This window comes from Phycisphaeraceae bacterium, from assembly GCA_019636655.1.
Classification (GTDB): domain Bacteria; phylum Planctomycetota; class Phycisphaerae; order Phycisphaerales; family UBA1924; genus JAHBXB01.
Genome location: JAHBXB010000002.1, coordinates 87,144 through 113,344 on the forward strand (window position 1 = coordinate 87,144; position 26,201 = coordinate 113,344).

Genomic DNA, 26,201 nt, shown 5'->3' on the forward strand with positions numbered 1-26,201 from the left:
GCTGGCCCCACCACTATCAGAGCCCCGCAGGCCAGCCGGCGCCCGACGGGCGCCGCAGGGCGACGGGGGCTACCGCTTGCCGACGTTGGTCTTGGGCAGGCCAAGGGCACGGGGCTTCTTGGCGTCCATCTTCTTGTCGGCGATCATTTTGGTCATCCGCTCGGCGCGGGTCAGCACGCTGCGTGCGGAGGCCATGGTGCTGGAGGTCTTCAGCGAACGGTCGAGGCTCATGAGCGGTCCCTTTGTCCGAGATCCCCGGCGGCCGGTCGGCTAGGGGGTGCCGGACTTGTACAGTTCCCAGGCGAAGTCGAAGGTTGTATTCCCCCGGCGGTCCTTCTTCCACCCGATCCGACGGACGTCGGCCTCGAGTTCAGACCGGCGGGCGCTGTTCCGGAACTGACCCGAGGGGATCCCCTCGAGCACCAGAACACGCCAGCGACCATTCTTTGCGCGTTCGGAGTCCGGATCAACCTTGTCGCCGTAGGGGACCATCCCGGCGGGGAGGCCGTTGGTGGTCAGGAACGCCGCGGTAGCCTGGGCGTCGCTGTATGAGGTGGTGACGACGTAGAGGTAGTTGTTGCCGTTCACCCTGGGGTCGGGACCAGGGCTGGGGGATTCGGGGGTGATGGGCTGGACGGAGGGGGTGTTTTGCGCTCGCGGTTCGGTCCGCGGTGCGGCCGGCGGGGGCTGCGGGCGGGGGTCGACATCCTCGGCGGGCTGGAGGGGCGGGGCCCCACTGCTCTCGGCGACCCGCTGGAGGAGCTGAGCCTTCTGGCGGCGCTCCCCGGCGGTGTAGGCGATGATCCAGGTCAGGCCGAGGACCACGACAAGGACGCTGACGCCGATCAGCAGCATTCGGCCGGGGACGATGTAGGTCCGCTCGATCGCCTGCTTGACCGACGCAGCGAGGGACTCCCTGGCCGAGCCGGTGGAGGGGGAGGAGTCGGCGGCGTCGTCATCGGCAACGGGCCGGAGGACTCGCGGACCGTTGAGGACCCGGGGCGAGGCAGGCGTGGATTTCGGAGCGGGCGCGGGGACGGGGACCTCGACGGGGGGAGAGTCCGGCGCGACGGACGCCTTGGCGGGGGTGGTCTCCCGCATGGCCTCGAACAGTGGCGTGAGCCGGCGGCCGCGTGACATGGTGCAATTATCCTCAGACCGGGTGCGGCGTGCAATGGGGGCGGCTGGAAGGGGGAGGGGGCGGTGGCGGGCGATCCGGGCGGGAGGTTCCCCTATACTCGTCGGCTTATGGCCATCAAGGAACAGGACATTCTGCGTCTGGAATCGCCGGAGATGAACCGGCTGGAGAGCGTGTACCTCCCGGCGATCTTCAAGGGGTTCGGGACGACGCTGCGCCACATGTTCGGGACGATCGTCGGGGGGAAGAACTTCCTGACGCTGCAGTACCCCGAGGAGCGGCGGGAGCAGATGCCGGTGGACAAGGGGGGGGTGGAGGTCCGGAACTTCCGGGGCGTGCACCGGCTGAACCGCGACGAGGAGGGGCGGGTAAAGTGCGTGGCATGCATGATGTGCCCGACGCTGTGCCCGGCGCGGTGCATCCACATCGAGGCCGCCGAGTCGCCCTGGGACGACCGGGAGAAGTACCCGAAGAAGTTCGAGATCGACGAGCTGCGGTGCATCTTCTGCGGGATGTGCGAGGAAGCGTGCCCGGTGGACGCGATCGAACTGACGATGGAGTACGACGTGTACGGGCTGTCGCGGCAGGAGATGGTGTTCGACAAAGAGAAGCTGCTGCACGTGTACGACGTGACGATCAACCGCAAGCCGATGTAAGCGACCGGTCGAGCCGGACCACGCGTCGATGTGGCCTGTGCTCTCCTTTTCTCGCAATTCGCCGATCTCTACGATCCAAAAAAGAGGGGAAGGCCGGCTCTCCCGCTTCCGGCCTTCCCCGCAACGGACCGAGATGTCGCGCGAGTGCTAGCGGCGTCGCCGCAGCAGCATCGCGCCGCCCGCACCCAGGAGCGCGAGGCTCCCCGGCGCCGGGACGGGGTTGAACCCGACCACGAGTTTGTACTCGAACGATTCCTGGTGCGCCCCCGTGGGGATCCGCGGCGGGTTGGTGCCGGAGAGCCCCAGGTCGAGATCATCGAATCCGGTGACGCCCAGGAAGTAGGTGCCCGCGCTCACGGTCGCCTCGAAAGCCGAGAAGAGGCCGAGCCCCGAATCGTCATCGAAGGCGACGATCGTGCTGCCGGGGCCGACGAGGATGATCTGACTGTCGCCCGAGAGGCTGTTGGGCCGCCCGAAAGTCGAGGCGTTGATGATGGTCTCGATCGGGAGCGTGAAGGTGATCCAGTCGACATCGCCCGGAGAGATGGCGCCGTCAAAGGCAAACGCGCCGGTGGGGTACTGCGAGGCGACGATGGCGTTCGCCGTCGCCATCGTGTTGTTCGGCTCGGACTCCAGGATGGGCTGCGCGAAGGCCGCCCCCGATGCGCCCGCAATGGCCGCCGCACACACAAGCAGTCTGGTTCGCATCTGAGGTTCTCCTGTCTCTTCACATATGAGGCAGTGGGAAGCGACTAACGACGACGGCGGTGGGCGAGCAAGGCGGCGGCCGCGAGCAGGGCCCCGGCGCCGGGCGCGGGAACCGCGGGGACCTTGTCGGACCCGCCGTTCTCGAAGCCGCGGAAGCGGACGATGAACCCGTAGGGCGCACCAGCCGTGAGGAACGAGGACTCGGTCAACTGGCCCGCATCCGAGCCGGTGATCTGGAACTGGAACAGGCCGGTCTGGCCGACGCCGATCCCCGGGTGCGGGTTGCCGCCGCCGAGGAAGTTGCCGCCGATGGCCGCGCCCGCGTCGTAGGTGCCGAAGGGGGCGGCGTTGGGGCCCGTGAGCTGGGTGAAGGGGAAGTCCGCTGACGAGAGGGAGGCGCCGGCGTTCAGGTCCGACGAGGGAATGTCAAAGACAAAGCCGGTGATGAAGCCGCCGTTGGCCGCGGGGCTGGTGTTGGTCAGCATGACCGAGAGCAGGCCGGAGGTTTCCGAGCCCGGGGTGTACTTCAACTCGCCGGTGAACCGGCCGAGGCCCTCGGTGCTGGCCGATTCGAGGGAGGAGAAAGAAACCGACCCAAATGCCAGCGACGAAGCGCCGAGCACGGCCAGGGTCGAAATGGCGGGGAGTTTTCGCATGGGTGGTCCGGGAAGAGGTCCTCTTCGCGCCGGGGGAAAAACCCGCGGCGTCTGCCCGGATCACGATCTGCGGCGGTCGACGGTGTGAGAGGTCCGTCGGCGCGGCGAGAGGCCGGAGCGGGGAGTGACGGACGCTGGGCAGCGGCGTCCGAAATCCGACGCAGGGCCGAAACAAAGACACTTCGCGCGTTCTCAAGAACGGGCGCGGCCTGAGTCTCTCTCTTGATATACGGCCGACCGGGAGGCCCCTCCGTCGCTCTCTCCCTCAAACCGGTCAGTGCAAGTCTACCTCACCGTTGATCGGAAGCAAGGGTGTGGCGCGAGATCGCGGGCGCGGGGGCATCCGGTGGCGATCGGCTGTGAAACCAAGGGCATCCTCGGAGTAACTGCGGAGGGGACGGATCAACACCGGTTTGCGGGTGAGAGGGCCGATAATCCGGGAGTTGGGCGGGGCGATCAGGTAGTGAAGAGGCCGCGGAGTTCGGCGGCGAAGGTGTTTGCCGCGGCGGCGACGGAGGCCGCCCAGCCGGGGTCAGTGGGGTCGAAGGCATAGATGACCGATCGGCTCGCGGTGATGAGCACGCCGGCGTCGCCGGGGGAACGGCGGCCCGGGCGGAGCAGGGCGCGGCAGTCGTTGAGGGTGCCGCCCTGGGCGCCGTAGCCGGGAACGAGGAAGACCTGGTTGGGCATCCGGGCGCGGAGTGCGCGTCCGTCGGCGGCCTTGGTCGCGCCGACGACGGCGCCGAGATCGGAGAGGCCGCGAGAACCGGTGCGTGAGGCGCCAAGGCCAGCGACGAGATCGCCCATCATCTCCGCGACGGTGCGGCCGTCGACAAGTCGCTGGGACTGCACAGCGTCCGAGCCGGGGTTGGAGGTGCGGACGAGGACGAAGGCGCCGTGGCCGGGCGCGAGAAAGGGGTCGATGGTGTCGGGGCCGAGGTAGCCGTTGATGGTGATGGCGTCGGCTCCGGCGGAGGTCGAGGCGGCGGCGTAGTGGTCGGCGGAGATGCCGATGTCGCCCCGCTTGGCGTCGAGGACGACGATGAGGCCAAGGTCGCGGGCCCGGTGGATGAGGGCAGTAAGGACGTTGAGACCGGGGGCGTGGTACCGCTCGAAGCACGCGGACTGGAGCTTGACGACGGCGACGGAAGGGGCGATCGCATCGAGGACGGCGAGGCCGTAGGCGCGGAGGACTTCGACGGGGTCGGCGGGACCGGTCGGGGCGGGGCGGAGGGCGAGCGGGAGCTTCTCGAGGACGGGATCAAGCCCGACGCAGGCCGGGGAGCCGACGCGGTCGAGGGCCGCGGCGAGGCGGTCGGAGAAGTGCCCGGCGGCATGACAGGTCGCGGCGTGGCTGGACATGGGGGCAGCATAGCGTTTGGACAACGATGGACGCCCCGCGCCGACTGGACCTGAAGAAAGACCGCGGCCTGACCGTTGAGTGGGCCGATGGTGCGACGTCGTACTACTCGATCGCGTATCTGCGGCGGATGTCCCCCTCGGCGGAGCAGCAGGAGATCCGCAAGGAGATGGCGAAGAACCCGCTGACCGTGTTGCCGGCCTCGACGGGAACGTCCGGCGGAGCCCTGACGGCGCTGACCGCCGAACTGGTGGGGAACTACGCGGTGCGCATCCGCTTCAGCGACGGGCACGACACGGGGATCTACTCGTGGGCGTACCTCCGCGAGATCGACCCGGTGAATGCGGAGAAGCGGGCAAACCCGCCGGGGTAGCGCGTCTGCGAGTAACGATCGCGGCCGGGCGACCCTGATACACTTTGGACGCTGCGGTCACAGCCCTCTTTGGATCTGTCCCCCACTCACGCTTCCCGATCCCGGGCGCGCCAAGGTGATGCCATGTTCGAACGACTCTCCGACGGGTTCTCGTCCGTTCTCCGCAAACTCTCGGGCAAGGGCTCGATCTCGGAATCCAACGTCAGCGAGGCGATGGAGGATGTGCGGCGGGCGCTGCTGGAGGCGGACGTCAATGTCGACGTCGTCGACACGTTCTGCGAGCGGGTGATGTCCGATGCCGTCGGGCGGGAGGTGACCAAGAGCCTCAAGCCGGGCCAGGAGATGATCGGCATCGTCCACGAGCGGCTGGTGGAACTGCTGGGCGGGAATCCCGGCGCGGCGGCCGCGGAACTCGCGGCGATGACGGGGGCGGCAGGGCCGGGGAGCGCGGCGGGGCAGGCGGGAATGGGGGCGCCCGAGCCGGGGATCATGCGGGTCTCGCCGGGGCCGACGATCGTGATGATGTGCGGCCTGCAGGGCTCGGGGAAGACGACCACGTGCGGGAAGCTTGCCGCGTACCTCAAGAAGCGGGGGCGGTCGGTGATGGTCGCGGCGGCGGACCTGCAGCGGCCGGCGGCGGTGGAGCAGCTGCAGACCGTGACGGAGCAGGTGCGGAGCGAGGCGCCGGGCTCGGCGGCGGTGGAGTTCTACGGCGAGCCGGACAAGTGCGCGGAGTACGGCAAGGCGGTCGGCGTGGCCGTGGGCGTGTGCCAGCGGGCGCTGGCGGAGGCCCGCAAGAAGAACATCGACACGCTGATCCTGGACACGGCGGGGCGGTTGCACGTCAACGACGCGCTGATGGAGGAACTGAACCAGGTCAACCGCACACTGCGGCCGCACCAGATCCTGCTCGTCGTGGACGCGATGACGGGGCAGGACGCCGTGAACTCGGCCAAGGCGTTCCACGAGCGGCTGGAGGTAGACGGGGTCGTCCTGACCAAGTTCGACTCGGACACCCGTGGCGGGGCTGCGATCTCGGTGAAGCACATCACGGGGGCGCCGATCAAGTTCATCGGCGTCGGCGAGAAGCTCGATGCGCTCGAGGAGTTCCACGCGGAGCGCATCGCGGGGCGCATCCTGGGGATGGGGGACGTGGTGTCGCTGGTCGAGAAGGCGAGGCAGGAGGTCTCCGACGAGGAAGCGGAGAAGCTCACCGAGAAGATGGCGAAGGGCGAGATGACAATGGACGACTTCCTCGGCCAGTTGCGGACGCTCCGGCGGATGGGCCCGCTGAAGCACCTGCTGGGGCTGCTGCCGGGGGTAGGCGGAGCGCTGAAGGACGTGCACATCGACGACAAGCAGCTGGACCGGGTGGAAGCGATCGTGCACTCGATGAACAAGCAGGAACGGAAGACGCCGTCGGTGCTGAACAACTCGAGGCGCCGGCGGATCGCCGCGGGCTCCGGGGCGTCGCAGGACGAGGTCGGTCAACTGGCAAAGCAGTTCGACACGATCAACACGCTGGCGCGGCAGATGGGCTCGCTGAACACGGCGGCGCGGGTGAAGGCGGTGAAGGAGATGGGCAAGACGGGGATGGCGGGGATGATGCCCGGCGTGGCGGGGCTGCCGGGGTTCAGAACAAAGGGCTCGACGGCGATGCCGAGCGTGAAGAGCCGGTTCAAGAAGAGGCGGTAGTCGGCGCGAGGACGGACCCTATCGCTTCTCTCCTTCGCTGATCGGCAGGGCGTCGCTCGCCCTGCCCTCGACCCACGCGCGGACGCGCGGCCAGAAGACCTCCCGCAGCAGGATGCGGATGCAGGCGCCGACCGGGATGGCGACCAGGACGCCGTAGAACCCGCCGAGGACGCCGCCGGCGATCGACGAGAAGAGGATCGTCGGCGTCGCGAGCCCGGTGGTCTGGCCCTGGATGGCGGGGTTGAGGACGTAGTCGTCGAGCATCTGGCAGATCAGCCAGACGATGAGCGGGCCGACGATCGCCCACCACCACGCGTGGACCAGGGCGCCCGCCGGGTCCATCCACATCGCCACCGCGGCAAGGGGGACGCTGAGGAACGACGCGTACGGCACGAGGCAGAGCACGCCGACCACCGGCCCGAGGATCAGAGGCACCGGTACGCCGATGATCCAGTAGGCGACGATCACGAATCCGGCGAGGATCGCGCAGATCGTCAGGCGGCCGCGGACGAAGCCGGCGATGACGACGTCCATCTTGATCGCGAGGTCGACGACGCGGCTGCGCTTGCGGTCGGGGATGAGCCCCTCCCAGAACTCGAGCACCGCGCCCCAGCCGGTGCAGAAGTAGAAGAAGAAGAACGCGGTGAGAAGCCCCTGGAAGATAAGTTTGCCGACGGAGAAGAACCCGCGGGCGACAACGCCGACGGCGGTGGCCCCGGTGCCCAGCGCCTGCTTGCTGAGGGCCTCGCCGTTGGCCTGCACCCACTGGATGCCCCAATCGACGGCCTGGGTAAGGGTGGACTTCTCGGCGGCCTCCGGGCCCTCGGCCTTCCTCTTGGCGGCCTCGGCGTTCTCAGTGCGGATGCGGGCGGCGACGGCCTGCCAGCCCTGCGGCAGCGCGGTCATGGCGACGTCGTCGGCGCCCGGTTCGATGGCCTTGCGGAGCAGACCGACGTTGCGGTCGAGCGACTGCACGAGTTTGAAGCTCTGGGCCGCGGCGAAGGTGATCCCGAGCGTGAGCGGCACGACGACAATGACCGCCGCGAACGCGATGATGCCGAGAGCAACTCCCGGGCGGCTGATGTGCCTCGACCGGATCGCACGCCGAACGACCGGTTCAAAGAGGTAGGCGAGCGCGATCGCCAGCAGCATCGGCACCGTCACGATGCTGAGCAGGTATCCGAGGTGAACGAGCCAGAGAACGCCGGCGATGAGCAGGACGTCCCGCACCGGCTGGAACTGCCAGAGGTGCATCGATCGCCAATCGCCGCGGACCGGAGGAGGCGTGACAGGCGTGGTTGGGTCGCCGGATGGGGGCGTGGGGCGGCTGGTCATGCGGCCACACTACCGCAACACGGGCGGTGGCGAAAGTGATGAAGGGGGCGGGCGCGTCGGGGGGAGGGCTCAGCCCAGCATGGGCGCCGCAAAGGACTCATCGAAGTCGAAGACGTTCTGGAAGTCCTCGATGGTGTCGCGGCTGGAACTGCGGAGTTCGCCGCGATCGATCAGGGCGTAGACCATGGTGCCGAAGTCGCCGGTGGTGCGGATGCCCCAGTGGCTGAGCACCGTTCGGGCGAGCATCCCGTAGCGCTGGATGGCGAGGTCGCGGAGGCCGAGGCAGAGTTGTTGGCCGGAGACGTGCCGGCCCTCGTCGTTGGGATCGACCGGGCCATCGGGGACTTTGCCGTGGGCCATCTTGACGGTGTGGGTGAGCCCGTCGCGGATGAACTTGAAGGCTTCATCGGGGAAGTTGGCGGCGTGCGCCCGGATCGTCACCCAATCGACGTCGCTCTGGTTCTTCACAGCACGAAACTCCTGACGCGGAACCGTCCCTGGCAGACACCTGCGCGTAACTGTACCCCTCCAAAGGGGGGCGACAATCCCCACAACTCGATTTGCTGGGCCTGTTTAGCGCGGCGGCGGGCCGCTGGAATTCTCCCAATACAAAGGAACCGAACCGGACCTCAACCCGAACGCGGGGCCCGCCTGCCGGCCGGGCGAACCGGGCGATGGCTGACGTGGTCACTGACCGGATCGAACCACCTCAGCGGGGCACGGGCCCATTCATCGGCATTGCCCACGCCAATTCGTGCGGTATTCGTCAACGTCCTGGACCGGGCCGCGGCGGGGGGCCGCTCGATGAATAGGGCGGGGTGCTCGACCAGGTCCACACCGGAGAACTCCCGTTCGATGTCCATCGCCTGGCAGAGTTTCGCGGGACCGCTGCAGAGGGAGGTCGGAGCGTCAACCCCGCGGCGGGACCGCATGAAGTCCAGTCCCTCCAAGGGATGCAGGGCCCTGATGAGGACCGCGACCGGCTCGTCGACTTGCCCGCAGACGGCATTCATGCAGTAGTGCATGCCGTAGGTGAAGTAGACGTAGGCGGTGCCGGGGGGGCCGTACATGGGCTCGGTGCGACGGGTTCGCCGACCGCCGCGGGCATGGGACGCCGTGTCGGGGGCGCCGAGATAGGCCTCGGTCTCGACGATGACGCCGGAGACCCTGATCCCGCCGTGGAGCACCCGTACCAGGCGGCACCCGATGAGCCGCTGGGCGAGTTCGCCTGCAGTGGTCGCAAAGAAGCGGCGGTCGGCTCGGCCCCATGCACGGATCCGGGGGGCCCGCGTGATGGACGTATCATTCATGATGCCGGTCTGGGCGCGGGCCATCGTGTTTACCGTGCTGGTGCCGGGGACAGTCGCGGGGATCCTGCCGGGTGTGATCATCGCCTTGACGGGCGCCCGGATCGGAACGCCGATCCGGTGGTGGGGCTGGGTCGGCATCGCGATGCTCGGCGCTGGTGCTTCACTGTACGTGTGGACGGCGTCGCTGTTCGTCGCCAGGGGGCTGGGGACTCCGGCGCCGTGGGACGCTCCGCGCCGGCTGGTCACCACGGGACCCTACGCGATCTCGAGGAACCCGATGTACGCCGCGGTGCTGGCGGTGATCGCCGGCGAGGCGCTGCTGGCCGGGTCCGTCTGGGTAGCGGTGTACGGCGCGGCGGTCTTCGTCGCGTTCTATGAGCGGACCGTGCGGTACGAGGAGCCGACGCTGCGCCGCGAGTTCGGCGCGGAGTTCGAGTCGTATTGCCGGCGCGTGGGGCGATTCATCGGGCGCGGGGGTCAGGCGTAGGCATGCAGGCCGGGCAGGATGAGATTCACGCCGAAGTAGCACCAGAGCATGATGAAGAACCCCAGGACGCTGAGCCACGCGGTGATCAGCCCGCGGCTGCCGATGTTGGTCACGCGGATGTGCACGACGACGAGGTAGACGATCCATGTGATGAGGGCCCAGACCTCCTTGGGATCGAAGCCCCACCACCGGCCCCAGGAGTGGTCCGCCCACCAGGCGCCCAGGAGGATGCCGACACCCAGGCACCAGAAGGCGAGTTGGAGGATGATCATCTGGGCCTTGTCGAGGTCGGCAAGGACCCGCTTGGGGCCCTTGGGCGCCTCGTCGTCGAGGCCGAGGGCCTGGGCCGAGAGGTCCACCACGCCGCCCGCGCCCGCGGCGGCGGGGGTGAGGGTGGCCTGGGTGCGGCGGCGCGTCGCGTAGTAGGTCGCGAGGTAGAACAGGCTGGTGATGAAACCCAGCGAGATGAGGCCGTAGGAGACAAGCACGGTCGTCACGTGGTACTTGAGCAGGACTGAGGTATTGAGGATCGCGGCCTCACGCTCGATGTTGACGCCGGGGATGTTGGTCTGCGTCGCGGTGATGAGGACCATGAAGCCCACGCCCGCGGCGGCGGCGCCGAAGAGCCACTGGCGCCTCAGCAGCATGATCGTGAGCCCGACAACGGTGGCGAAAAGGCTCAGGCCGGTCATCGATTCGAACTGGTTCTGGATGGCGAACCGCTCGGCGATGATGCAGCGCGAGACGAACCCGAAGGCGTGGAGGCCGACGGCGGCGATCAGCGTCGCGATGCCGAGGCCGGCGAGCCATCGGCGCGAGGTGCCGAAGGCGAGGATCAGCGAGACGAGCGAGAGGAAGTAGAGCCAGTAGCCCCATTCGAAGGGGTTCGAGGCGTTGTACGCCAGTTCGAGCGATCGCTTCGAGCCCGGGTACACCTGGGGGTTAATCGTGGGGAGGTCCGCGGCGATGACCGAGGCGGCCGCCTTGACCCTCTCGGCGTCGCCGGCCCGCCACGCAGCGCCCATCTCCGCGAAGGCCCTGCGGACCGGCGAATCGGGCGGGAGTGCCCCGACGTGTTGCCAGGTGAGCGACGCGGACTCGGGCGCCACCATGTCGAGGTTGTGCCAGCCGTTGTGGTAGAGCGAGCGAGCCTCGACGAGGCTGCTGATGGCGCGGGCGTAGAGGTCCGGTCGTGTGTCCTGCTTGCGGGCCAGTTCGCCGCCAAAGAGTTCGATGACCTGCGGCTTGAGGCGTCCCTGCTTCTTCCACCATTCCTGCTCGTCGGCGTCGGTGTAGGCCTTCTTGATGAAGGCCTCGCGGAGCGGGAGGTAGTCGATGTAGAGGAGCGGCTTGTCCTCGTAGTAGACGGGATCGATCGCCATGTCGAAGTAGGTGAAAAGCGGATCGTAGTGGGCGCGCGAGGCGTTGCCGTTGGACGTGGGGATCAGGTCGTAGTAGTTTTTGCGGCCGGCGATGGCGCGGATCGACTCGCGAGAGAGGGTGTCAAGGATCTTCACGCGCCCCCGGTTGAAGACAGCCAGGTTCCGGAGCGGCTCGAGAGCGCCGGACGCTTGAAGTCGGTCGGCGAAGGCCTTCTTCGCGGCGGGGTCCATCTCCGCGCCGCCGGGGACCTGGCCAAAGGGGTTGCCGCCGGAGAAATCAGCGACCGCCTCGGTTTGCGGGTGCGCGTTGCCCGATGGCGGGGAGGACTGCGCCGGCGCCTGGGTGGGCAGGATGATCGCCGCGAGCAGCGAGGCAAGAGCGAGAACGCGGAGGGCGGGTCGGCTCGTGGTCATTGGTGGCCTCCGTGCGAAGATGCAGAAAGGGTGGCGCCCGCGCGGGCCGGGCGGGCGCCGTTGCGGGACTGGACGGCGCTGCGGGCTGGCATCCCCGCGGCAAGGGCGGCCTGGAGCTTCTTCTTGCGCCGCTTGAGGATCCAGGGCTTGACGTAGAACGCCCACGGGATGCCGACGGACATCATGACGGCGCCCGCGGCGATGACGTAGATGCCGGGGTTGTTCCCGACCCCCAGGATCGTGAACCTCGCATAGGGTCGCGCGAGCTGGCCCTGCTCAACGAGCCGGGTGGTGTTGGTCCAGCCCGACTGGTCCCACCCGACTTGGCTGAACTTGTACTGCAGCGGGCTGAAGCGGATCATCGTCCAGTCCAGCGCGTTGCCGATCCACGACCGCTTGGGCGACCAGAAGAAGGGGCTGGTCTTGAGCGGGTTGTTCAGGCTTGTGGACTCGGTGGTGATCGTGTTCGCACCGCGCCACTGGTGCCGAGCGATCAGGTCGGACTTGTAGTCACGCGGGGTGTCGCTGTGGGGGTATGGAATCATCTCGAACGCCGCGAGTTGCAGCGACAGGCCGGGGAGCTCGTAGCGGCGGCGGCCGAAGACCAGCGTGAGCGGGCGTCCGTCAGGGAGCGTGATCCGCCGCTCGGTGCTCGTGTCGATGCCGAGGTACATCGTGAAGGGAACCCACACGGTCCGCGACCAGCCGGTGGCCGTTTCACGCACGCGGACGGCGATCGCCGCGGACCTGCGGGATCCGATCGAGTCGCGCTCTCGCTCGGAATCCGGCACGACGGTGGGCGTCTCGACGCTGACGGCCCGTGCGTAGCGCTCGCCGAGCTTGAGCGAGAGCAGCGGGGCAACGGGGATGAGGCTGCCGGTCTTGAGGCTGTCGACGACGTTGGGAGCGGGCGACCACGGCGCGCGGATCACGGCGCGGACGACCGGGTCGTTGCCGTCGCCCGGGGTGGCCGCGACCGCGGTCTCCTCGATGTGCACTCTGAGGCGCGTCGCGTCGATGTAGGAGAGGCGGATCGCGGGGTCCGGATCGCGCCGCTTCGGCATGCCGCGATCGTTGGTCTCGTCGAGCATGTCCTGGGAGATCTCCGGGAAGCGGCTGTAGACCCAGCGGGAGAAGGACGGACCATCGGGGGGCGTGACACGAACGATCGCGACGCTCGAGGCCGCGTTCTCGTAGCCGGGGGTGATGATCGGGAAGGGCGGCTGGGGCAGGAGTTGCTGCACCTCGAGCCCGTAGCCCGCGACTGACGCCTTCGCGCCGGGCTCGATGGGGATGACCTGGCGTGCGCCCGAGCCGGGAACCTCGACGATCAGGGCGTGGGCGGCGCCGGGCGGCGTTGGGGTGGTGAGGTCACGCCAGCGCGACTCGCTGGACTCGCGGGTGTACTCGATGCTCGCCGCATCGGAGAGCGTCGAGTACCGCATCGCGGGCTGGACAGGAAGGAACCGGAACTCGCCGATGTGACGCGGTGTGGTCGTGCCGGTGGCCTCATCGGGGATGGTGCTGATCAGCTCGATCAAGCGCAGCGGGTTGGGCGCATCGGTGGGGAGCGACGCCCACGGGGCCTTCTCCGCGGCGACGTAGTCGCGCTGGAGGTTGGCGTACGAAGCGAACCCGACGATCGACACGTCGAACCCGGCGGGAAGCGCCGAATCGCCCGCGGCAAGCGTTGGCGGCGTCTCGAGCAGGATCTCGAGCGAGCGGCCCCGGTCGGTGGAGCGGGCGGCCTCGTTTGGAGACATCGTGCCCAGTACGTTGAGTGCGTAGTCGTTGTACCGCGGCAAACCGGGAACCGGCCGCTGCTCGTACCGGGCGCCGGAGGCAAGCCACAGGACGGCCTCCTCGCGGTCGTAGAACCCGTCCTCGATCTGGCCCGGTGTGGCACGGCCGGAATCGTCGGGCGGGCCCGCCCGCAGGAGCATGTCGCCCTCCTGCTTGGCCCCTTGGTAGAAGATACTGCCGAGCGCGATCGTGACGATCCCCGTGTGCACGGTCAGCACGCCGATGTTGGGGAAGATGAACTCGATGCGCCGGACGGTGGCGACCACCATGTTGACGACGAACAGCAGGAGGACGACCCGCAGGGGCCACCACGCGTAGAACTCGAGTTCGCTCATCTCCATGCCGGGGATGCGGCGCAGCGTTGTGCTCCTGTACTGCTGGCAGAAGTCGGCAAAGAGCATCAGGCCGGTGCCGCTGCCGGGGTCGAATCTCAGGCGGGGCCAGAGGGCGGTTTGCCAGAGATAGACCGACGCGACGGCCAGGCCGATCGCCGCGATGACCAGGACGGGGAACCGATGGGCCGGTCCGGCCCCGGCGATCGCGAGTCCGCGCCGGATGAGCAGGATCGGGAGACCGACGCCAACAACTACAACCAGAGCGAACAACGCGATGATGATGAGGTAAGTCGGAATCTGGGCAAGCATGCCCACGGGCACGCTGGCGAGGGTGCCGTACACCGCCACGAGGGAGAGGAGCACGACCGCCAGCGGGATGCTGCTCAGGGCGCGGAGCACAAACTTCACGGGCCAGAGGGCGCGCGGGATGTGCTCGTCGTCCCACTGCTTGCTACGCAACCACTTCTGGCTCATCCGCGGCTCTCGGAGGTGATTGGAAGTACTATAGGATCGGAAAAAATGCCGTTGGACAGAAATTCTGGTGGCCCCACTGAGCCGGCCACCAACCTGTGGGGGTTCTGGAAGGAATCGTTACTCAAGTCCCCCACTTCCACGGCCAGCACGCCAGCGATCTGACGCGAGGTGTTGCTTCCTCCTATATGCAGATGGAAGGGCCCCGGATCGAGACCAAGGGCTTCGGCGGCATCAATCGTGGCCATTCGGAGCAGCGTCTTCGGGTCGGTCCCATCGCGCCGGTGCAGCAGTCGGACCTCGTCGAGAATACTGATGCCGTTGGATGCGACGTCGGCCTCGGGGAGGTTAACGATGGAATCGGTGCCGAGAACGACCCGGATGCCGGCCGCGAGCATGTCGCGGTAGCGGTGGGGCCCGAAGTGACGCTCGGCGCCGAAGTACTGCGATGCTCGAGGGCAGTAGACGACTGTGGCCATCATCGCCGCGAGCCGGTCGATGTCGGCGTCGGCCGCGTCGTTGACATGGGCAAACAACGCCCCCTTCTCCCCCAACCATCCCTCCCCCCCCCACTCTTCGACCACGCGCCCGAGGTGCTGCACGGGGGAGAGGCCCTGTCCGAAGGCAGCCGCGGCGGAGTCGTTCCAGGCGCCGAGGCGTTCAAGGAGGTGGCGCTGAGGGCCCGTTGCCGCGGCGACGAGGGCGCGTTCCTCTGGGGTTTCCGCGAGGTGGGTTGAGAGGCGCAGGCTACGCCGGCGCGATTCGTCGATCGCCCAGCGGTAGGCGGAGGGGGACACGGTGTTGGTTGCGTGGGGCTGGAGGCCGAGGGACATTCGGGGGGACGGGGAGTCGGACGACGCCTCGTCAAGGGCGGCGGCCGCGGCCGTCATGCCACGGGACTCGTGGGCGCCGAGGGCGAAAAACTCCAGGAAGGAAACCCCGGCGAGGGGCGAATCCCGGAGGGTGCGCCAGGGGACGAGCGAGGGGCGTCCCTGTGGGGCTCCGGCGATGTCGCCGATGGCGGCGGTGCCCCCCTTGAGGGCGAGCGAGATGCCCTGGCGGACTGAAGCGGCGATTTCCGTGTCGGTCGTAGCCCGGCCGGCGCGGATCATGTCAATCCAGGGAACAAACCCGCCCCCGGAGGCAGGGTCGGGGTCGAAGGGTCGCGGGCCGAGGTGGGTCAGGTCGAGGTGGGCGTGGGCGTTGACGAGGGCGGGGATGAGGATCGAACGGGGGCGGCTGATCACGGACGCGGAGGCCGCGAGGGGGTGTTGGTTGATGTCGGTTGTGCGCCCGCACGCCAGCAGGAGCAGGCGGGGCCCATCGAACCGCAGCAGAATCGAGGCGCCGGGGCCGAGGCCGGCGTGCGCATCGGCAGTTCCTGCGGCATCAACCCGGATGACGGGCGGATTCATGGAGGGTCGCGGGGCCTCCCGATAGTGTGAGTTGCGCGGGACACGGACGCGACTTGAGGATATGCTGGGGCCCGCGGCGTCCGGGACGCCGGGGAAAAGGCTGGTTCACACAAGGGAGTATGCGATGAGCAGGATCGGAACGGACGGAGCCGTGGGACGTTTGGCGGGGTTCTTCGGGGTGCGGACCCTGGTTGTTGCCGTGGCGACCGTGGTCGTCGGCGGCGGGCTTGGGGGCTGCAACCAGCGGACCAACGAGATCGTTGAAGAGAACCGGGCGCTGAAGGACCGCAACGGCGTTCTCCAGCAGGAGAACGAGACGCTGCAGGCGGCGAACGCATCGCTGCAGGCGGCCGTCGACAGCCGCGATACGACGCTCAACGAGTTCCGGGCGTTTATCGAGAAGCTCAAGCGCGAGAACGCGAACCTCGCGGCCTCCATGGCGGACTTTGACAGCCGGCTGGCGGGGATCAAGTTCGGCCAGCTCGATGCGGCGACGGACCAGGCGCTGCAGAACCTCGCGGCGCAGTACCCCGACCTGATCTCGTATGACGCGAACCGCGGCGTGGTGCGGTTCTCCAGCGACCTGACGTTCGCCTCGGGCTCGGACCAGGTGACGGATGCGGGCCGCAACTCGCTGCAGGCGCTGGCGAAGATCCTCGCGAGCGGCCCGGCCGCGGCGTACGACGTCCGCGTGGTCGGCCACACGGATTCGCAGCGGGTGCGGCAGGTGCCCGGGCGGTCGTTCAAGGACAACTGGGAACTCTCGGCGTTCCGCTCGATCAGCGTGATGCGCGAGATCACGAAGATGGGCGTGGTGAACGAGCGGGTCGAGATCGCCGGGCGAGGCGAGTGGATGCCTCAGGTCGCCAACTCGGCCAGCGGCAACACCCCGCAGAACCGCCGCGTGGAGCTGTTCCTGGTCCGCGGTAACGGCACGGCGCAGGCCCGGGCCAACCCGTCGTCGCCGGCTCCCTCGCCCGCGAAGGCGAGCGCCGAGGACATCATGAAGTAAATCCGATGAAGTAATCCCGCCGCGTTGCGGCGTTGATCGGTCCTTTGAGGACGCCCCGGTCTGTGCCGGGGCGTTCTTCTTTTTGCGGATTTGCCGCTACGCGCCGGGGCGAATGCGGCTCGGGGCGAACGCCATGCCCGCTCCCGCGAGCATGCCGAGGATGCTGAAGCCGGCGACCGGGGCGGTCCAGCCGAGCACGCTGAAGTGGAACGCGGTGTGCTTGAAGCGGTAGGCGGGGACTTGGAGCTTGGGGATCGCGTGCAGGGCGACTTCCCACTCGAAGGACTGCTCCTTGAGTTCCGGGAACTCGCGGATGGACTCGGGAAGGCGGTCGATTTTTCGTTGTTCCGCCGCGAGACGGGCCTGCTCGACCTGGGCTTGATCCCCCTCGAGTTCGGCCTGGGCCGCGGCGAGGTTGGCCCGGGTTTCCGGGAGCGGGAAGCGGTAGTGCGAGGTGGAGATGGCGCCGTCGGGCATGAACTCGTGGAAGGCAAAGGACCACTCCTTGCGGCGCACGGTGCCCCAGGTGGAGGGGTCGAAGCCCTCGGGGGGGAGGCGGGTCACAAGGATGATGCGGACGTCATCGGAAGTGAGGGAGTCGGCGGGTGTGCCGTCGCGTGAGACGGGGATGCACCAGACGACGGCGAGCCACTCCCCGTAGCCGTCGAGGGTGGGCATGTTCTCGGCGCCGGGGGCGCGGACCGGGGCGTGGAGTTCCTGGTCGCCGTACCGGATGCGGAGGGCAGGGCGGCCGTCGGGGTCGGTCGCATCGGTGAGGGAGACGTCGCGGCCGTGGGCCGTGTACGTTCGTGCGGTGATGGTGTCCTTCTTGTAGCGCTGCTGCGTCTGCGAGCGGTTGAAGGCGACGATGCGGGGGACCATCACGCTCAGGCTGGCACCGAGCGCGACCGCCGAAGCGGCGAGCAGGATTGCGCCGTTTCGTCGGGTGCGGTCCATCGGCAGTGTTCCTCCCACCCCCCGCGGTTACCTCACTCTATTCAGTGGCCGCCTGCGGCTGGCTGGGCGTGGTGCTCGTCGGCGTGGCCGGGGTCGGCAAAGCCGGGGAGCGTGAGGCCGGTCACGGGGCGGCTGCGGTTGGCGTTGCTGAACTCGCGGTGCTCGGCGTGGAGCGGCTGGAGGAGCGGGCTCTTGTCGATGATCGCCTTCTCGCGCGCGGTCTTCGTAATAGGCCCGCCGCCGGCGAGGCCTGTTCCTCCGGGGACGACGTACACGGCCTTGCTGCGCTGGGTGCTGCCGCGGCCGCCGATGTCGGCCATGGTGAAGCCGAAGAAGGTCAGGACGCAGACGATGGTAAAGAGGAACACCATGGTGTTGAGCGGGTTGTCGTAGCGGAGCTGCATGAAGAAGCCGACGACAAAGGCGGTCTTGATGGTGGCGATGCTGAGGGCGATGAGCACGTTGACCCAGCCCTTGACCTCGATGCCGAAGGCCTGCGAGTAGAGCATCTCGAGCTTGGCGGCGCCGACGGTCAGCCCGGTGAGGGCGAGGAGCGCGATGAAGACGGCCAGCAGCGTGCTGGCCGGGAGGATGAAGTGGCCGTGGTGCGCGTGCGGGTTGTCGTGGATCGGCTCGTAGGGGTCGTGGGCGGGGACGGGGTGGGACATGGGAACCTCGTGATGCTCGGGCGTGTGCTCGGGATCGCGGATCGGTCGGGGCGGGAGGACTGGAGGAGGCGGGCGGGGGTCAGTGGATCAGGTAGAGGAGGGGGAAGAGGAAGATCCACACGATGTCGACGATGTGCCAGTAGAGACCGACGCCCTCGACGGCGGTGTAGTGCTTGGGTCCGAACGCGCCGCGGGCGGAGAGCCAGTAGAGCCAGATGAACAGGCCGATGCCGACCACGACGTGGGTCGCGTGGATGCCCGTGGCGCCCCAGTAGATGCCCCACCAGAGGGGCTCGTTGGGGTCGTGGGCGTTGGGGTAGGAGAAGAACTTGCCGGGGAGTTTGCCCTGGGCGAACTTGGGGCCGTACTCGAAGACGAACTTGATGACGAGGAAGGCCAGGCCGCAGATGAGGGTGATGATGATGTTGAGCTTGAGGGACTTGATGCGGCCGAGCTGGGCGGCACGGACGGCGCAGGCGACGGTGTAGGAAGAGAACAGGAGGACGACGGTGTTGAGCAGACCCCAGCCGACGTCGAGGTAGTGCGAGCCGTTGATGAACGCCTCGGGGTGGAGCATACGGAGGAGGCCGTAGCCGACGAACATGCCGGAGAAGAGGAGGATCTCGGTGGCGAGGAAGAGCCAGACCCCCATCTTGACGGAGTCGAACTCGTGATCGCGATCGCGGTAGTGCTCCGCCGCGCGGTAGCGCTCGGATCGCGGGAGCGACGGGTCGTCGGGCGGGATGGAGCGGCCGAGGTCGATGGTTGCCATGATGGGGGGCTCGTCTCGCGGTCGGGGGTCAGCGCGGGAGGACTGGGATCAGTGAAGGTTGCCGGAGGCCGGGGCGGGCATGGGGAACTCGCCGGGCTTGGTCTGGGCGGGGTAGACAGTGTCGTAGTCGTACGGGCCGTGGGTTACCACGGGCTCGTGGTGGAAGTTGTGGGTGATGGGCGGGCTGGCGGTGTGCGTCCACTCGAGGGTGAGGGAGCCCCAGGGATTCGGCTTGGCCTTGGAGCCGGCGACGAGCGAGTGGATGAAGACGATCAGGTGCACGAACAGGCCCGAGGCGAGGATGAACGCGCCGTAGGTACTGGCACGGTGGAGCGCGGCGAACTCGGGGTGGGAGATGACGTCGTAGGTGGCGTAACGGCGGGGCATGCCCAGGGTGCCGAGGATGAACTGGGGGAGAAAGGTACCGTTGAACCCGATGAAGACGAGCCAGAAGCCGACCTTGGCCCAGAACTCGGAGTAGTTGACGCCAAACATCTTGGGCCACCAGTGGTGGAGGCCGCCGATGAAGGCGATGATCGTGCCGCCCATCATGACGTAGTGGAAGTGGGCGACGATGAAGTACGTGTCGGTCAGGTGCAGGTCGGTGGAGAGGGCGCCCAGGAACAGGCCGGTGAGCCCGCCGATGGAGAAGAGGAAGAGGAAGCCCAGGGCGTACATCATCGGGGTCGTGAGCGCGATGGAGCCCTTGTAGAGCGTCGCGGTCCAGTTGAAGACCTTGACGGCGGTGGGGATGGCGACGAGGAAGGTGAGGGCGGAGAAGATCACGGCGCCCACCTCGGACTCGGAGGCGAAGAGGTGGTGGCCCCAGACGATGAAGGAGATGCCGGCGATCGCGAGCGACGAGAAGGCGACGGCGCGGTAGCCGAAGATGGGCTTTCGGGCGTGGGTGGCGATGACCTCCGAGATGATGGCCATGCCCGGGAGGATCATGACGTAGACGACCGGGTGGGAGTAGAACCAGAAGAAGTGCTGGAAGAGGATCGGATCGCCGCCCATGCGGGGGTCGAAGATGCCGATGTGGAACAGGCGCTCGAAGATGAGCAGCAGGAGGGTGATGCCGATGACGGGGGTGGCGAGGACCTGGATGATGGCGGTCGCGTACATGCCCCAGACGAACAGGGGCATGTCGAACCAGCCCATGCCGGGGGCCCGCAGCTTGTGGACGGTGACGACGAAGTTCAGACCGGTGAAGATGGAGGAGAAGCCGAGGACGAACGCGGCGGTGATCATGAGCACCACGCGGATGTGCTGCTCGTCGGTCATGGTGGAATAGGGCGTGTAGAACGTCCAGCCGGTGTCGACGCCGAGCATGAGGACCGAGGCGATGGCGAAGAACGAGCCGGCGAGGTAGACGTACCACGACAGGAGGTTGAGCCGGGGGAAGGCGACGTCCTTGGCGCCGATCATGATCGGGAGCAGGAAGTTGCCCAGCGACGCGGGGACGCTCGGGACGATGACCAGGAAGACCATGATCAGGCCGTGGAGCGTGAAGACGCGGTTGTAGGCGTTGTTGCTCTCGGCGAGGGTGGTGAAGCCCAGGAGGTGGCCGAGCCAGTTGCCGCTGAGGACCTTGTCGCCGTTCTGCTGGACGATCTCCACGGTGGGCGCGAAGAGCTCGATGCGGATGGCGAGGGCCGCGATGCCGCCGAGCAGGAACATGAACAGGACGGCGACGAGGTACATCACGCCGATCTTCTTGTGGTCGATCGTGGTCGCCCAGTCCCAGATGACCGAGCCGTACCCGCCCTTGGGGGCGAGGTAGGACTCATCGTGCCCGTGGTCGTGCGGGAGGGCGTGTCCCTTGCTGCCTGAAATCGTTGCCATAGCTTGAACCTCCGCCTGGGGCGGTGACTGACTGCTGCGTGAGGGCTACTTCTTCTCGGCGGACTGGTCCCCGATGGCGGGGTTGAATCCCTGCGGGGACTTGTCGGACATCTCGGGGGACTTGAGGAAGCAGATGATCGCGTCGATCTGCTCCTGGGTGATGAGGCCCTGGTAGGAGTTCATGTTGGGCCCGAACCCCTGGACGATCCTGGCCTTGGGGTCGAGGATCGACTCGCGGACGTAGTTGGCGAACTTGACGGGATCGAGCGAGTCCGCGGCGGAGAGCTTCGAGCCGTCCGTGAACTCGACCTCGTGGCCGTACATGTTCTTCCAGGTCGGGCCCGTTCCGGCCTTGCCATCGAGGGAGTGGCAGGCGATGCACCCCTTGGACCGGTAGAGGTACCGGCCCCACTCGACGCAGTCATCGAACTTCTTCTCGGTGGCCTTCCAGGTATCGAACTCCGCCGCGGGCATGACGCGGATCCACGCGGCCATTTCGGAGTGGTCGGTGCCGCAGTACTCGGCGCAGAAGACCTCGTTGTCCTCGATGCGCTCGGCGGTGAACCACATGCTGGTGTAGCGGTTGGGGATGACGTCGAACTTGGTCCTCATCGCGGGGACGAAGAACGAGTGGATGACGTCCGAGCTGGTCATGATGAACCGGACGGGACGCCCCGCGGGGACGGGGATGACCACCGATTCCTTGTTGCCGGTCTTCTTGAAGTCCGTCGGCTCTTTGCCGTTGGAGTAGGTGGCGGTCCAGTTCCACTGCTGGCCGTTGAGGCGGATCTCCTCGGCGTTGCCGGGGGCGACGGCCTTGCGGACGTAGCCGTTGAAGCCCCAGAAGAAGATGACGACCATGACCAGGAGCGGGACGATGGACCACGCGAGTTCGAGGGCGGTGTTGTGCTGGACGCTGACCTGGTAGCCGCCGGCGGTCCCGGGTCCGGGGCGGCGGCGGTACTTGACGACAAACAGCAGCATGAGGCCGATCACCACGACGAAGGAGATCAGCGACACCCAGACGATGAAGACGTAGAGGTTGTCGGTGTCGGCACCAAGGGCGGAGTTCGGCGTGTACTGCCTGAACCAGATCCGGTGCATCCAATCTTGCGCGAGCGTGAACATCAGCGGCGTCCTCATCGGGCCTGTCCTGCCACATCACCCATAGACCATCGAGCCGTTGCGCCGCGGGCGGGTACGCCGCCGCGGGGGTCGTTGCCGGCGCTGTACTCGGCCGGCCCGCCCGGCGCCGCGACGCGGCGGCGGTTCCGTCGCTCCCGGAGCAGGAGCGAGCCGACGAGCGTGGCGAGGGCCACGGCCGTGGCGCCCGCACCCAGCTGCATCACGCGGAACGCCTGCACGACGTAGGCGCCGGCGTTGGGATCGAAGTGGTAACACCAGAGCGTGAAACGATCGAATGTCGTGCCGAGCTTGCCCTGCGAGGCCTCGACCAGGGCGAGGCGGGTGTCTCGGACGGGGAACTCCAGCGTGGATTGGATGCCCGGGAGGTAGCGGGAGATCGTGCCGTCGGGGGTGAGGACGAAGATCGCCGTCCCGTGGGAGAACTCGCCGCTGTCGGGGTGGAAGCGATAGGGGAAGCCAAGGGCATCGGCGAGGGCCTTGGAGTTCTCGACCGGGCCGGTGAGGAACGACCACCCGGAGCGGATCGCGTCGGTGGTAGGCTTGGTGTAGTCCAGGAGCGCGCCGGTCTTGAATCGGGCGGCGTCGGCGGGCGTGTCGCGCGGGTCGAAGCTGACGATGACGGCGTCGTACTCGGTGCCGATGGTGAAGTCCAGGCCGCTGAGCGTGCGGGTGAACTCCTCGAGCGTCTTGGGGCAGAGCAGGGGGCAGCGGAAGTACATCATCATCATGATGACCGGCCGCTTGCTCGGAGCGTCGGCGGCGCCCCCGCCGGCGTCCTTGTAGAACAGGGCCGCGAGGGTGATCTTCTTGCCGTTGGAATCGGTGAACTGGAGGTCGAGGGGGATCGTCTTGCCGGTGTGATTGACGATCTCAAGCCCGCGAACGGGCTCGGGGACATCCTTCATGATCCGCTGTGCGAACGCCGGGGCGGCGTTTGCCAGCATCGCGGCGGCCACGGTTACGAGCGCAAGCACACCGGCCGGGAACCGGGCCCGGCGGGTTGCGTGCTCGAACTGTGGCGCGGTGCGGGGCATGAGCGGGGTTAGTCCTTGCGGGCGGCGTATTCCTGGATGACCTGGGCCTCGGCGACTTCGAGCGGGAGTTGGACGAGCGTGGTCTCCGCGTTGGCCCAGACGTAGCCGTCCTTGAGGTTGGTGAGCGCCTCGGCCTTGTAGGCGAGGGCGGGACCCTCGAGGCCCTGACCCTTGTCGTCGTGCTCGTTGAGCAGGCGGGTGGCCTCGAAGATGAAGTACAGGTAGATGAGCAGCGAGGCAACGACAACGACGACGAACGCGCCGACGCCGTAGAACAGGACCAGGTGGGAATCCGCGAGTTCGCCGTGGGCGGCGTGCGGGACATCCTCACCGGCGTGGTGCGCGTGCCAGGCGTCCGGGGCCTCGTGGTCGGGCGGCGTGGTGGCGACGACGTGCTTGTGCTCGTGGCTCATGCGTGGTGGTCCGGGGTCGTCGGGGTCGGGTGAACGCGTGGGGGACGGGGCGGGATCAGGGATCAGACGTAGTTCTTGTGGTGCAGGGACTCGCCCAGGCGGGGGTCCTTCAACGGGATGAGCGGGTTGGCGGCGACCTTCCTCGCGACGAATGCGAGGAAGATGGCCGTGGGGCCGAGCCAGCCGAACAGGTCGATCCACCACGACTGGAACGGCCCGACGCCCGAGAGCGTGGGTCGGACGATGTAGAACAGGTCGACGAAGTGCATGAACAGCAGGAGCACGGCGACGGCCGAGAGCAGCATGGGCGACCGCTTGGTGCGGCGCCACAGCAGGACCAGGAAGGGCACGCCGAAGTGCAGCAGGGCCAGCCCCTTGGCGACCGTCATCCACGACCCCTCGCGGCGGAGCACGAACCAGCCGGTCTCCTCCGGGATGTTGCTGTACCAGATGAGGAAGTACTGGCTGAACGTGACGTAGGCCCAGAAGATCATGAACGCCAGCATCAGCTTGCCGAGGTCGTGGAAGTGCTCGTCGGTGACGATGCCCTTGAGCTTGCCCGCGGCCCGAAGCACCGTGAGGACGATCACCACGACGCACACGGACGAGAGGATGTTGCCCGCGAAGAAGCAGACGCCGAACATGGTGCTGAACCAGTGGTAGTCCAGCGACATCAGCCAGTCGAACGCGGCAAAGGCCGTCGTCAACGCGAACAGCAGCAGGCCGAACGACGAGACGAAGCGGGACCGCACCGTGAGCGACTTGTCGCCGGTGGTGTCCTGGCGCCGGCTCCAGGTGTAGAGGGCCGTGCCGAGCGAGATCCACACCGCGAAGTACGCCACGAGCCGGATGTAAAAGAACGGCTTGTTGAGGTACGCGGCCTTGGCGGCGAGCACGGAATCGATGATGTGCCCCTGGCTGTCGTAGTTCGACGGGCTCATCCACTTGAACAACCACCCAGGGACCATGATGGTCGCGACGACCACCGGCAGGAACAGCACGAGGGCGACGGGCATGAGGCTCGCGACGGTCTCGAACGTCCGGCGGCAGGTCGCGATCCATCCGGCGTTGGTCTGCTGGAAGATCATCACCATGCCGAGCGAGCCGAGGGCGAGGCCGATCGCGAAGACGGCGCCGATGTGGTACGAGGCGATCGCGTGCTTGAGGGTTGCCCCCCCCGCCGCGGCCGCGAAGCCCACCACCAGCAGCGACACCACGCCGACGATCATCAGGCCAGGGAACCAGAGCGAGCCGCCGCCCATCGTGACGAGGCTCTGGTCCACGCGGATCGGATCGGCCCCGGCGGGGTGCGCGCCGGCCTTAGGGGTGGCGGCGTGGCTCATGACTTGGTCTCCTTCGAGCCGGTCGCCGCGGGCTTGACGCGGGTGCGCTCGAGCTCGGCACGCTTCTCGGCGGGAACGGCCCTGAGGTCGGTGGTCTGCGAGGCCTGGAGCACGCGGAGGTAGGCCACGATGGCCCACGCGTCCTTCTCGCTCACGGCGTGGCCGTAGGCGGGCATGCGGTAGACGCGCTCGTGGGTCTCGGGGTTGTCGTCGTACAGGCCCTGCTGGATGACGGTGAATAGGTGGCCGTCGGTGCCGGTGTCCTGGGTGCGATCAACGTACTTGGAGTCGTGGTAGCTCGGGACGACACCGGCCCAGCGCTGCGCGACCATGCCCTTCCCGTCGCCCGTGTAGCCGTGGCAGACCGAGCAGTAGATGTTGAACCGCTGCTGGCCGCGGGCGATCATCGCGCCCATCGCGGCCTCGGGCGACTTGCCGCCGTCAGCGAAGGCCTCGATGGCGGACTTGGGCATGTACGCCAGCGTCTTGCCCGCGGCGTCGGTGCCGAAGTAGAACGCGGGGTCCGCCTTCAGGAACCGCGCACGCCGCGGGTCCGAGGCGCTGGCGGAGCGGCCGAAGGCCACCGCGCCGGCAACAGTGGGACGCATCGAGCGGCCGTCCTCGAAGAACTCCGTCTGGGACTGCGGCCGGTACTTCTGCTGCTGATCCATGTCGGGCAGGAACTCGTGCGGCGGCTCGTTGGATCGCTCGCCGTGGCATCCCGACAGAAGGCCGAGAGCGCCCGCGGCCAGGCAGAGCGCGGCGGGGAGCGAAGCGCGCAGAGATCGTGCCGTCATCCGAGGGGCTCCGGGCATGATGGGCTTGGGAGTGTTCATTCGGTCCACACCAGGGTCTTGAAGCCCTCGCTGAAGCGGGGATCGGCCGTGCCGTCGCCCTCCTCGACGAGGTCGACGTTCGTGCCGCCGGCGTGCTCGAGGAGCTTGCGCGTGCCGTCGGGATCGAACTTGGGATCAGATGCCTCGATACAGATGATGAAGCGGTCGTCGCTGACGCGGAGGAACCGGTCCTTGCGGAACAGCGGGTGGTGCCACATAGGCAGGCCGTTGAACGCCAGCATGCCCAGCAGGGCGGTGAACGCGGTGAAGAGCACGCCCAGCTCGAACGTCACGGGCGTGTAGGGTTCCCACGCGAAGTACGGCTTGCCCTGCACCACGAGGGGGTAGGCGACGCCGGTGACCCACCACTGGAGCAGGTAGCCCAGCGCAGCGCCGGTGAGGCCGATGGCCCCGACGACGAGCGGGAGCTTGGTCATGGGCGTGCCCATGGCCTCGTCCATGCCGTGGACGGGGAAGGGGCTGAAGACGTCCCACCGTGTGTAGCCCGAGTCGCGGACCTTCTCCGCCGCGTGCGTGAGCGCGGCGGGCGTAGGGAACTCGGCCATGACGCCGTGCACCCGCTCGCCGGACTCGGTCTTGTAGATCTTCTTGCTCTTGGCCATGGTCGGCTCCGGGA

26 protein-coding genes are annotated in these 26,201 nt (G+C 67.8%); 5 read left to right on the top strand and 21 right to left on the bottom strand.

The features are described 5' to 3' along the window. Positions 1-69: 69 nt before the first annotated feature. Both KF745_05830 and KF745_05835 read right to left on the bottom strand, forming a co-directional pair. Positions 70-231 carry a small basic protein gene (locus KF745_05830; GenBank protein MBX3357929.1) on the bottom strand — a complete coding sequence of 54 codons (162 nt, stop codon included), beginning with the start codon at positions 229-231 and terminating at the stop codon, positions 70-72. Between the two features lie 39 nt (positions 232-270). After that, complete coding sequence (locus tag KF745_05835) at positions 271-1,140, bottom strand: hypothetical protein (GenBank protein ID MBX3357930.1); 870 nt, start codon at positions 1,138-1,140, stop codon at positions 271-273. Positions 1,141-1,248: 108 nt separating this feature from the next. On the opposite strand from KF745_05835, the gene KF745_05840 reads away from it, so the two are divergent. After that, a complete protein-coding gene (locus tag KF745_05840) occupies positions 1,249-1,794 on the top strand; it encodes an NADH-quinone oxidoreductase subunit I (protein ID MBX3357931.1) in 546 nt (181 codons plus the stop codon). A 147-nt stretch (positions 1,795-1,941) separates the two neighbouring features. On the opposite strand, the gene KF745_05845 is transcribed toward KF745_05840, so the two are convergent. The 3 genes from KF745_05845 to pyrF all read right to left on the bottom strand — a co-directional run bounded on the left by KF745_05845 (position 1,942) and on the right by pyrF (position 4,520). After that, positions 1,942-2,502 (bottom strand): PEP-CTERM sorting domain-containing protein, encoded by a 561-nt coding sequence (locus KF745_05845; GenBank protein MBX3357932.1) that lies wholly within the window; start codon positions 2,500-2,502, stop codon positions 1,942-1,944. Positions 2,503-2,546: 44 nt separating this feature from the next. Continuing rightward, positions 2,547-3,158, bottom strand: a complete 612-nt coding sequence (locus tag KF745_05850; GenBank protein ID MBX3357933.1) for a hypothetical protein — start codon at positions 3,156-3,158, stop codon at positions 2,547-2,549. 456 nt (positions 3,159-3,614) lie between these two features. Next, positions 3,615-4,520, bottom strand: a complete 906-nt coding sequence (gene pyrF / locus KF745_05855; GenBank protein ID MBX3357934.1) for an orotidine-5'-phosphate decarboxylase — start codon at positions 4,518-4,520, stop codon at positions 3,615-3,617. 26 nt (positions 4,521-4,546) lie between these two features. Here pyrF and KF745_05860 point away from each other — a divergent pair, with 26 nt between their 5' ends. Further along, entirely contained in the window at positions 4,547-4,891 is a 345-nt protein-coding gene (locus tag KF745_05860) for a DUF971 domain-containing protein (GenBank protein ID MBX3357935.1), read from the top strand. Between the two features lie 123 nt (positions 4,892-5,014). Then, on the top strand, positions 5,015-6,586 hold the full coding sequence (locus tag KF745_05865; protein MBX3357936.1) for a signal recognition particle protein Srp54: 1,572 nt from the start codon (positions 5,015-5,017) through the stop codon (positions 6,584-6,586). A gap of 18 nt (positions 6,587-6,604) precedes the next feature. On the opposite strand, the gene KF745_05870 is transcribed toward KF745_05865, so the two are convergent. The 3 genes from KF745_05870 to KF745_05880 form a co-directional block, all read right to left on the bottom strand. Further along, a complete protein-coding gene (locus tag KF745_05870) occupies positions 6,605-7,921 on the bottom strand; it encodes an AI-2E family transporter (GenBank protein MBX3357937.1) in 1,317 nt (438 codons plus the stop codon). A 69-nt stretch (positions 7,922-7,990) separates the two neighbouring features. Next, complete coding sequence (locus tag KF745_05875; GenBank protein MBX3357938.1) at positions 7,991-8,389, bottom strand: hypothetical protein; 399 nt, start codon at positions 8,387-8,389, stop codon at positions 7,991-7,993. 161 nt (positions 8,390-8,550) lie between these two features. Next, positions 8,551-9,231 (bottom strand): DNA-3-methyladenine glycosylase, encoded by a 681-nt coding sequence (locus KF745_05880; protein ID MBX3357939.1) that lies wholly within the window; start codon positions 9,229-9,231, stop codon positions 8,551-8,553. On the opposite strand from KF745_05880, the gene KF745_05885 reads away from it, so the two are divergent. Beyond that, positions 9,230-9,718, top strand: a complete 489-nt coding sequence (locus KF745_05885; protein ID MBX3357940.1) for an isoprenylcysteine carboxylmethyltransferase family protein — start codon at positions 9,230-9,232, stop codon at positions 9,716-9,718. The genes KF745_05880 and KF745_05885 overlap by 2 nt on opposite strands. Here the strand turns inward: KF745_05885 and ccsA are convergent. The 3 genes from ccsA to KF745_05900 are packed head-to-tail and all read right to left on the bottom strand — an operon-like array spanning position 9,709 to position 15,538. Then, positions 9,709-11,514 (bottom strand): cytochrome c biogenesis protein CcsA, encoded by a 1,806-nt coding sequence (gene ccsA, locus KF745_05890; protein ID MBX3357941.1) that lies wholly within the window; start codon positions 11,512-11,514, stop codon positions 9,709-9,711. The genes KF745_05885 and ccsA overlap by 10 nt on opposite strands. Further along, the gene (locus tag KF745_05895) at positions 11,511-14,126 is read right to left on the bottom strand and encodes a hypothetical protein (protein MBX3357942.1); all 2,616 of its coding nucleotides are present in this window, start codon (positions 14,124-14,126) and stop codon (positions 11,511-11,513) included. Before KF745_05895 ends, ccsA begins: the two co-directional genes overlap by 4 nt. Next, positions 14,123-15,538, bottom strand: coding sequence for an amidohydrolase family protein (locus KF745_05900; protein ID MBX3357943.1), 1,416 nt, complete (start codon positions 15,536-15,538; stop codon positions 14,123-14,125). The genes KF745_05895 and KF745_05900 overlap by 4 nt, the downstream gene beginning before the upstream one ends. 124 nt (positions 15,539-15,662) lie before the next feature. On the opposite strand from KF745_05900, the gene KF745_05905 reads away from it, so the two are divergent. Continuing rightward, the gene (locus KF745_05905; GenBank protein MBX3357944.1) at positions 15,663-16,550 is read left to right on the top strand and encodes an OmpA family protein; all 888 of its coding nucleotides are present in this window, start codon (positions 15,663-15,665) and stop codon (positions 16,548-16,550) included. Positions 16,551-16,646: 96 nt separating this feature from the next. On the opposite strand, the gene KF745_05910 is transcribed toward KF745_05905, so the two are convergent. From KF745_05910 to KF745_05955, 10 genes are all read right to left on the bottom strand, one after another. Next, positions 16,647-17,507: a hypothetical protein gene (locus KF745_05910; GenBank protein ID MBX3357945.1), complete on the bottom strand. Its 861-nt coding sequence runs from the start codon at positions 17,505-17,507 to the stop codon at positions 16,647-16,649. A gap of 41 nt (positions 17,508-17,548) precedes the next feature. Further along, the gene (locus tag KF745_05915; protein MBX3357946.1) at positions 17,549-18,175 is read right to left on the bottom strand and encodes a cytochrome C oxidase subunit IV family protein; all 627 of its coding nucleotides are present in this window, start codon (positions 18,173-18,175) and stop codon (positions 17,549-17,551) included. Between the two features lie 79 nt (positions 18,176-18,254). Further along, a complete protein-coding gene (locus tag KF745_05920) occupies positions 18,255-18,947 on the bottom strand; it encodes a cytochrome c oxidase subunit 3 family protein (GenBank protein MBX3357947.1) in 693 nt (230 codons plus the stop codon). 48 nt (positions 18,948-18,995) lie between these two features. After that, positions 18,996-20,792 carry a cbb3-type cytochrome c oxidase subunit I gene (locus tag KF745_05925; protein ID MBX3357948.1) on the bottom strand — a complete coding sequence of 599 codons (1,797 nt, stop codon included), beginning with the start codon at positions 20,790-20,792 and terminating at the stop codon, positions 18,996-18,998. A gap of 45 nt (positions 20,793-20,837) precedes the next feature. Continuing rightward, a complete protein-coding gene (coxB, locus tag KF745_05930; protein ID MBX3357949.1) occupies positions 20,838-21,935 on the bottom strand; it encodes a cytochrome c oxidase subunit II in 1,098 nt (365 codons plus the stop codon). Continuing rightward, entirely contained in the window at positions 21,932-22,972 is a 1,041-nt protein-coding gene (locus KF745_05935) for an SCO family protein (GenBank protein MBX3357950.1), read from the bottom strand. The genes coxB and KF745_05935 overlap by 4 nt, the downstream gene beginning before the upstream one ends. Positions 22,973-22,980: 8 nt before the next feature. Continuing rightward, positions 22,981-23,385, bottom strand: coding sequence for a hypothetical protein (locus tag KF745_05940; protein ID MBX3357951.1), 405 nt, complete (start codon positions 23,383-23,385; stop codon positions 22,981-22,983). A 62-nt stretch (positions 23,386-23,447) separates the two neighbouring features. Beyond that, positions 23,448-24,728, bottom strand: a complete 1,281-nt coding sequence (locus tag KF745_05945; GenBank protein MBX3357952.1) for a hypothetical protein — start codon at positions 24,726-24,728, stop codon at positions 23,448-23,450. Beyond that, the gene (locus tag KF745_05950; protein MBX3357953.1) at positions 24,725-25,525 is read right to left on the bottom strand and encodes a cytochrome c; all 801 of its coding nucleotides are present in this window, start codon (positions 25,523-25,525) and stop codon (positions 24,725-24,727) included. Before KF745_05950 ends, KF745_05945 begins: the two co-directional genes overlap by 4 nt. 35 nt (positions 25,526-25,560) lie before the next feature. After that, positions 25,561-26,187, bottom strand: coding sequence for a DUF3341 domain-containing protein (locus KF745_05955; GenBank protein MBX3357954.1), 627 nt, complete (start codon positions 26,185-26,187; stop codon positions 25,561-25,563). Positions 26,188-26,201: the final 14 nt, after the last annotated feature.

Excerpts from the sequence above, each read along its gene's own strand:
- KF745_05830 (MBX3357929.1), bottom strand. The coding sequence starts at position 231 with ATGAGCCTCGACCGTTCGCTGAAGACCTCCAGCACCATGGCCTCCGCA.
- KF745_05835 (MBX3357930.1), bottom strand. The coding sequence starts at position 1,140 with ATGTCACGCGGCCGCCGGCTCACGCCACTGTTCGAGGCCATGCGGGAG.
- KF745_05840 (MBX3357931.1), top strand. The coding sequence starts at position 1,249 with ATGGCCATCAAGGAACAGGACATTCTGCGTCTGGAATCGCCGGAGATG.
- KF745_05845 (MBX3357932.1), bottom strand. The coding sequence starts at position 2,502 with ATGCGAACCAGACTGCTTGTGTGTGCGGCGGCCATTGCGGGCGCATCG.
- KF745_05850 (MBX3357933.1), bottom strand. The coding sequence starts at position 3,158 with ATGCGAAAACTCCCCGCCATTTCGACCCTGGCCGTGCTCGGCGCTTCG.
- pyrF (MBX3357934.1), bottom strand. The coding sequence starts at position 4,520 with ATGTCCAGCCACGCCGCGACCTGTCATGCCGCCGGGCACTTCTCCGAC.
- KF745_05860 (MBX3357935.1), top strand. The coding sequence starts at position 4,547 with ATGGACGCCCCGCGCCGACTGGACCTGAAGAAAGACCGCGGCCTGACC.
- KF745_05865 (MBX3357936.1), top strand. The coding sequence starts at position 5,015 with ATGTTCGAACGACTCTCCGACGGGTTCTCGTCCGTTCTCCGCAAACTC.
- KF745_05870 (MBX3357937.1), bottom strand. The coding sequence starts at position 7,921 with ATGACCAGCCGCCCCACGCCCCCATCCGGCGACCCAACCACGCCTGTC.
- KF745_05885 (MBX3357940.1), top strand. The coding sequence starts at position 9,230 with ATGATGCCGGTCTGGGCGCGGGCCATCGTGTTTACCGTGCTGGTGCCG.
- KF745_05880 (MBX3357939.1), bottom strand. The coding sequence starts at position 9,231 with ATGAATGATACGTCCATCACGCGGGCCCCCCGGATCCGTGCATGGGGC.
- ccsA (MBX3357941.1), bottom strand. The coding sequence starts at position 11,514 with ATGACCACGAGCCGACCCGCCCTCCGCGTTCTCGCTCTTGCCTCGCTG.
- KF745_05895 (MBX3357942.1), bottom strand. The coding sequence starts at position 14,126 with ATGAGCCAGAAGTGGTTGCGTAGCAAGCAGTGGGACGACGAGCACATC.
- KF745_05900 (MBX3357943.1), bottom strand. The coding sequence starts at position 15,538 with ATGAATCCGCCCGTCATCCGGGTTGATGCCGCAGGAACTGCCGATGCG.
- KF745_05905 (MBX3357944.1), top strand. The coding sequence starts at position 15,663 with ATGAGCAGGATCGGAACGGACGGAGCCGTGGGACGTTTGGCGGGGTTC.
- KF745_05910 (MBX3357945.1), bottom strand. The coding sequence starts at position 17,507 with ATGGACCGCACCCGACGAAACGGCGCAATCCTGCTCGCCGCTTCGGCG.
- KF745_05915 (MBX3357946.1), bottom strand. The coding sequence starts at position 18,175 with ATGTCCCACCCCGTCCCCGCCCACGACCCCTACGAGCCGATCCACGAC.
- KF745_05920 (MBX3357947.1), bottom strand. The coding sequence starts at position 18,947 with ATGGCAACCATCGACCTCGGCCGCTCCATCCCGCCCGACGACCCGTCG.
- KF745_05925 (MBX3357948.1), bottom strand. The coding sequence starts at position 20,792 with ATGGCAACGATTTCAGGCAGCAAGGGACACGCCCTCCCGCACGACCAC.
- coxB (MBX3357949.1), bottom strand. The coding sequence starts at position 21,935 with ATGAGGACGCCGCTGATGTTCACGCTCGCGCAAGATTGGATGCACCGG.
- KF745_05935 (MBX3357950.1), bottom strand. The coding sequence starts at position 22,972 with ATGCCCCGCACCGCGCCACAGTTCGAGCACGCAACCCGCCGGGCCCGG.
- KF745_05940 (MBX3357951.1), bottom strand. The coding sequence starts at position 23,385 with ATGAGCCACGAGCACAAGCACGTCGTCGCCACCACGCCGCCCGACCAC.
- KF745_05945 (MBX3357952.1), bottom strand. The coding sequence starts at position 24,728 with ATGAGCCACGCCGCCACCCCTAAGGCCGGCGCGCACCCCGCCGGGGCC.
- KF745_05950 (MBX3357953.1), bottom strand. The coding sequence starts at position 25,525 with ATGACGGCACGATCTCTGCGCGCTTCGCTCCCCGCCGCGCTCTGCCTG.
- KF745_05955 (MBX3357954.1), bottom strand. The coding sequence starts at position 26,187 with ATGGCCAAGAGCAAGAAGATCTACAAGACCGAGTCCGGCGAGCGGGTG.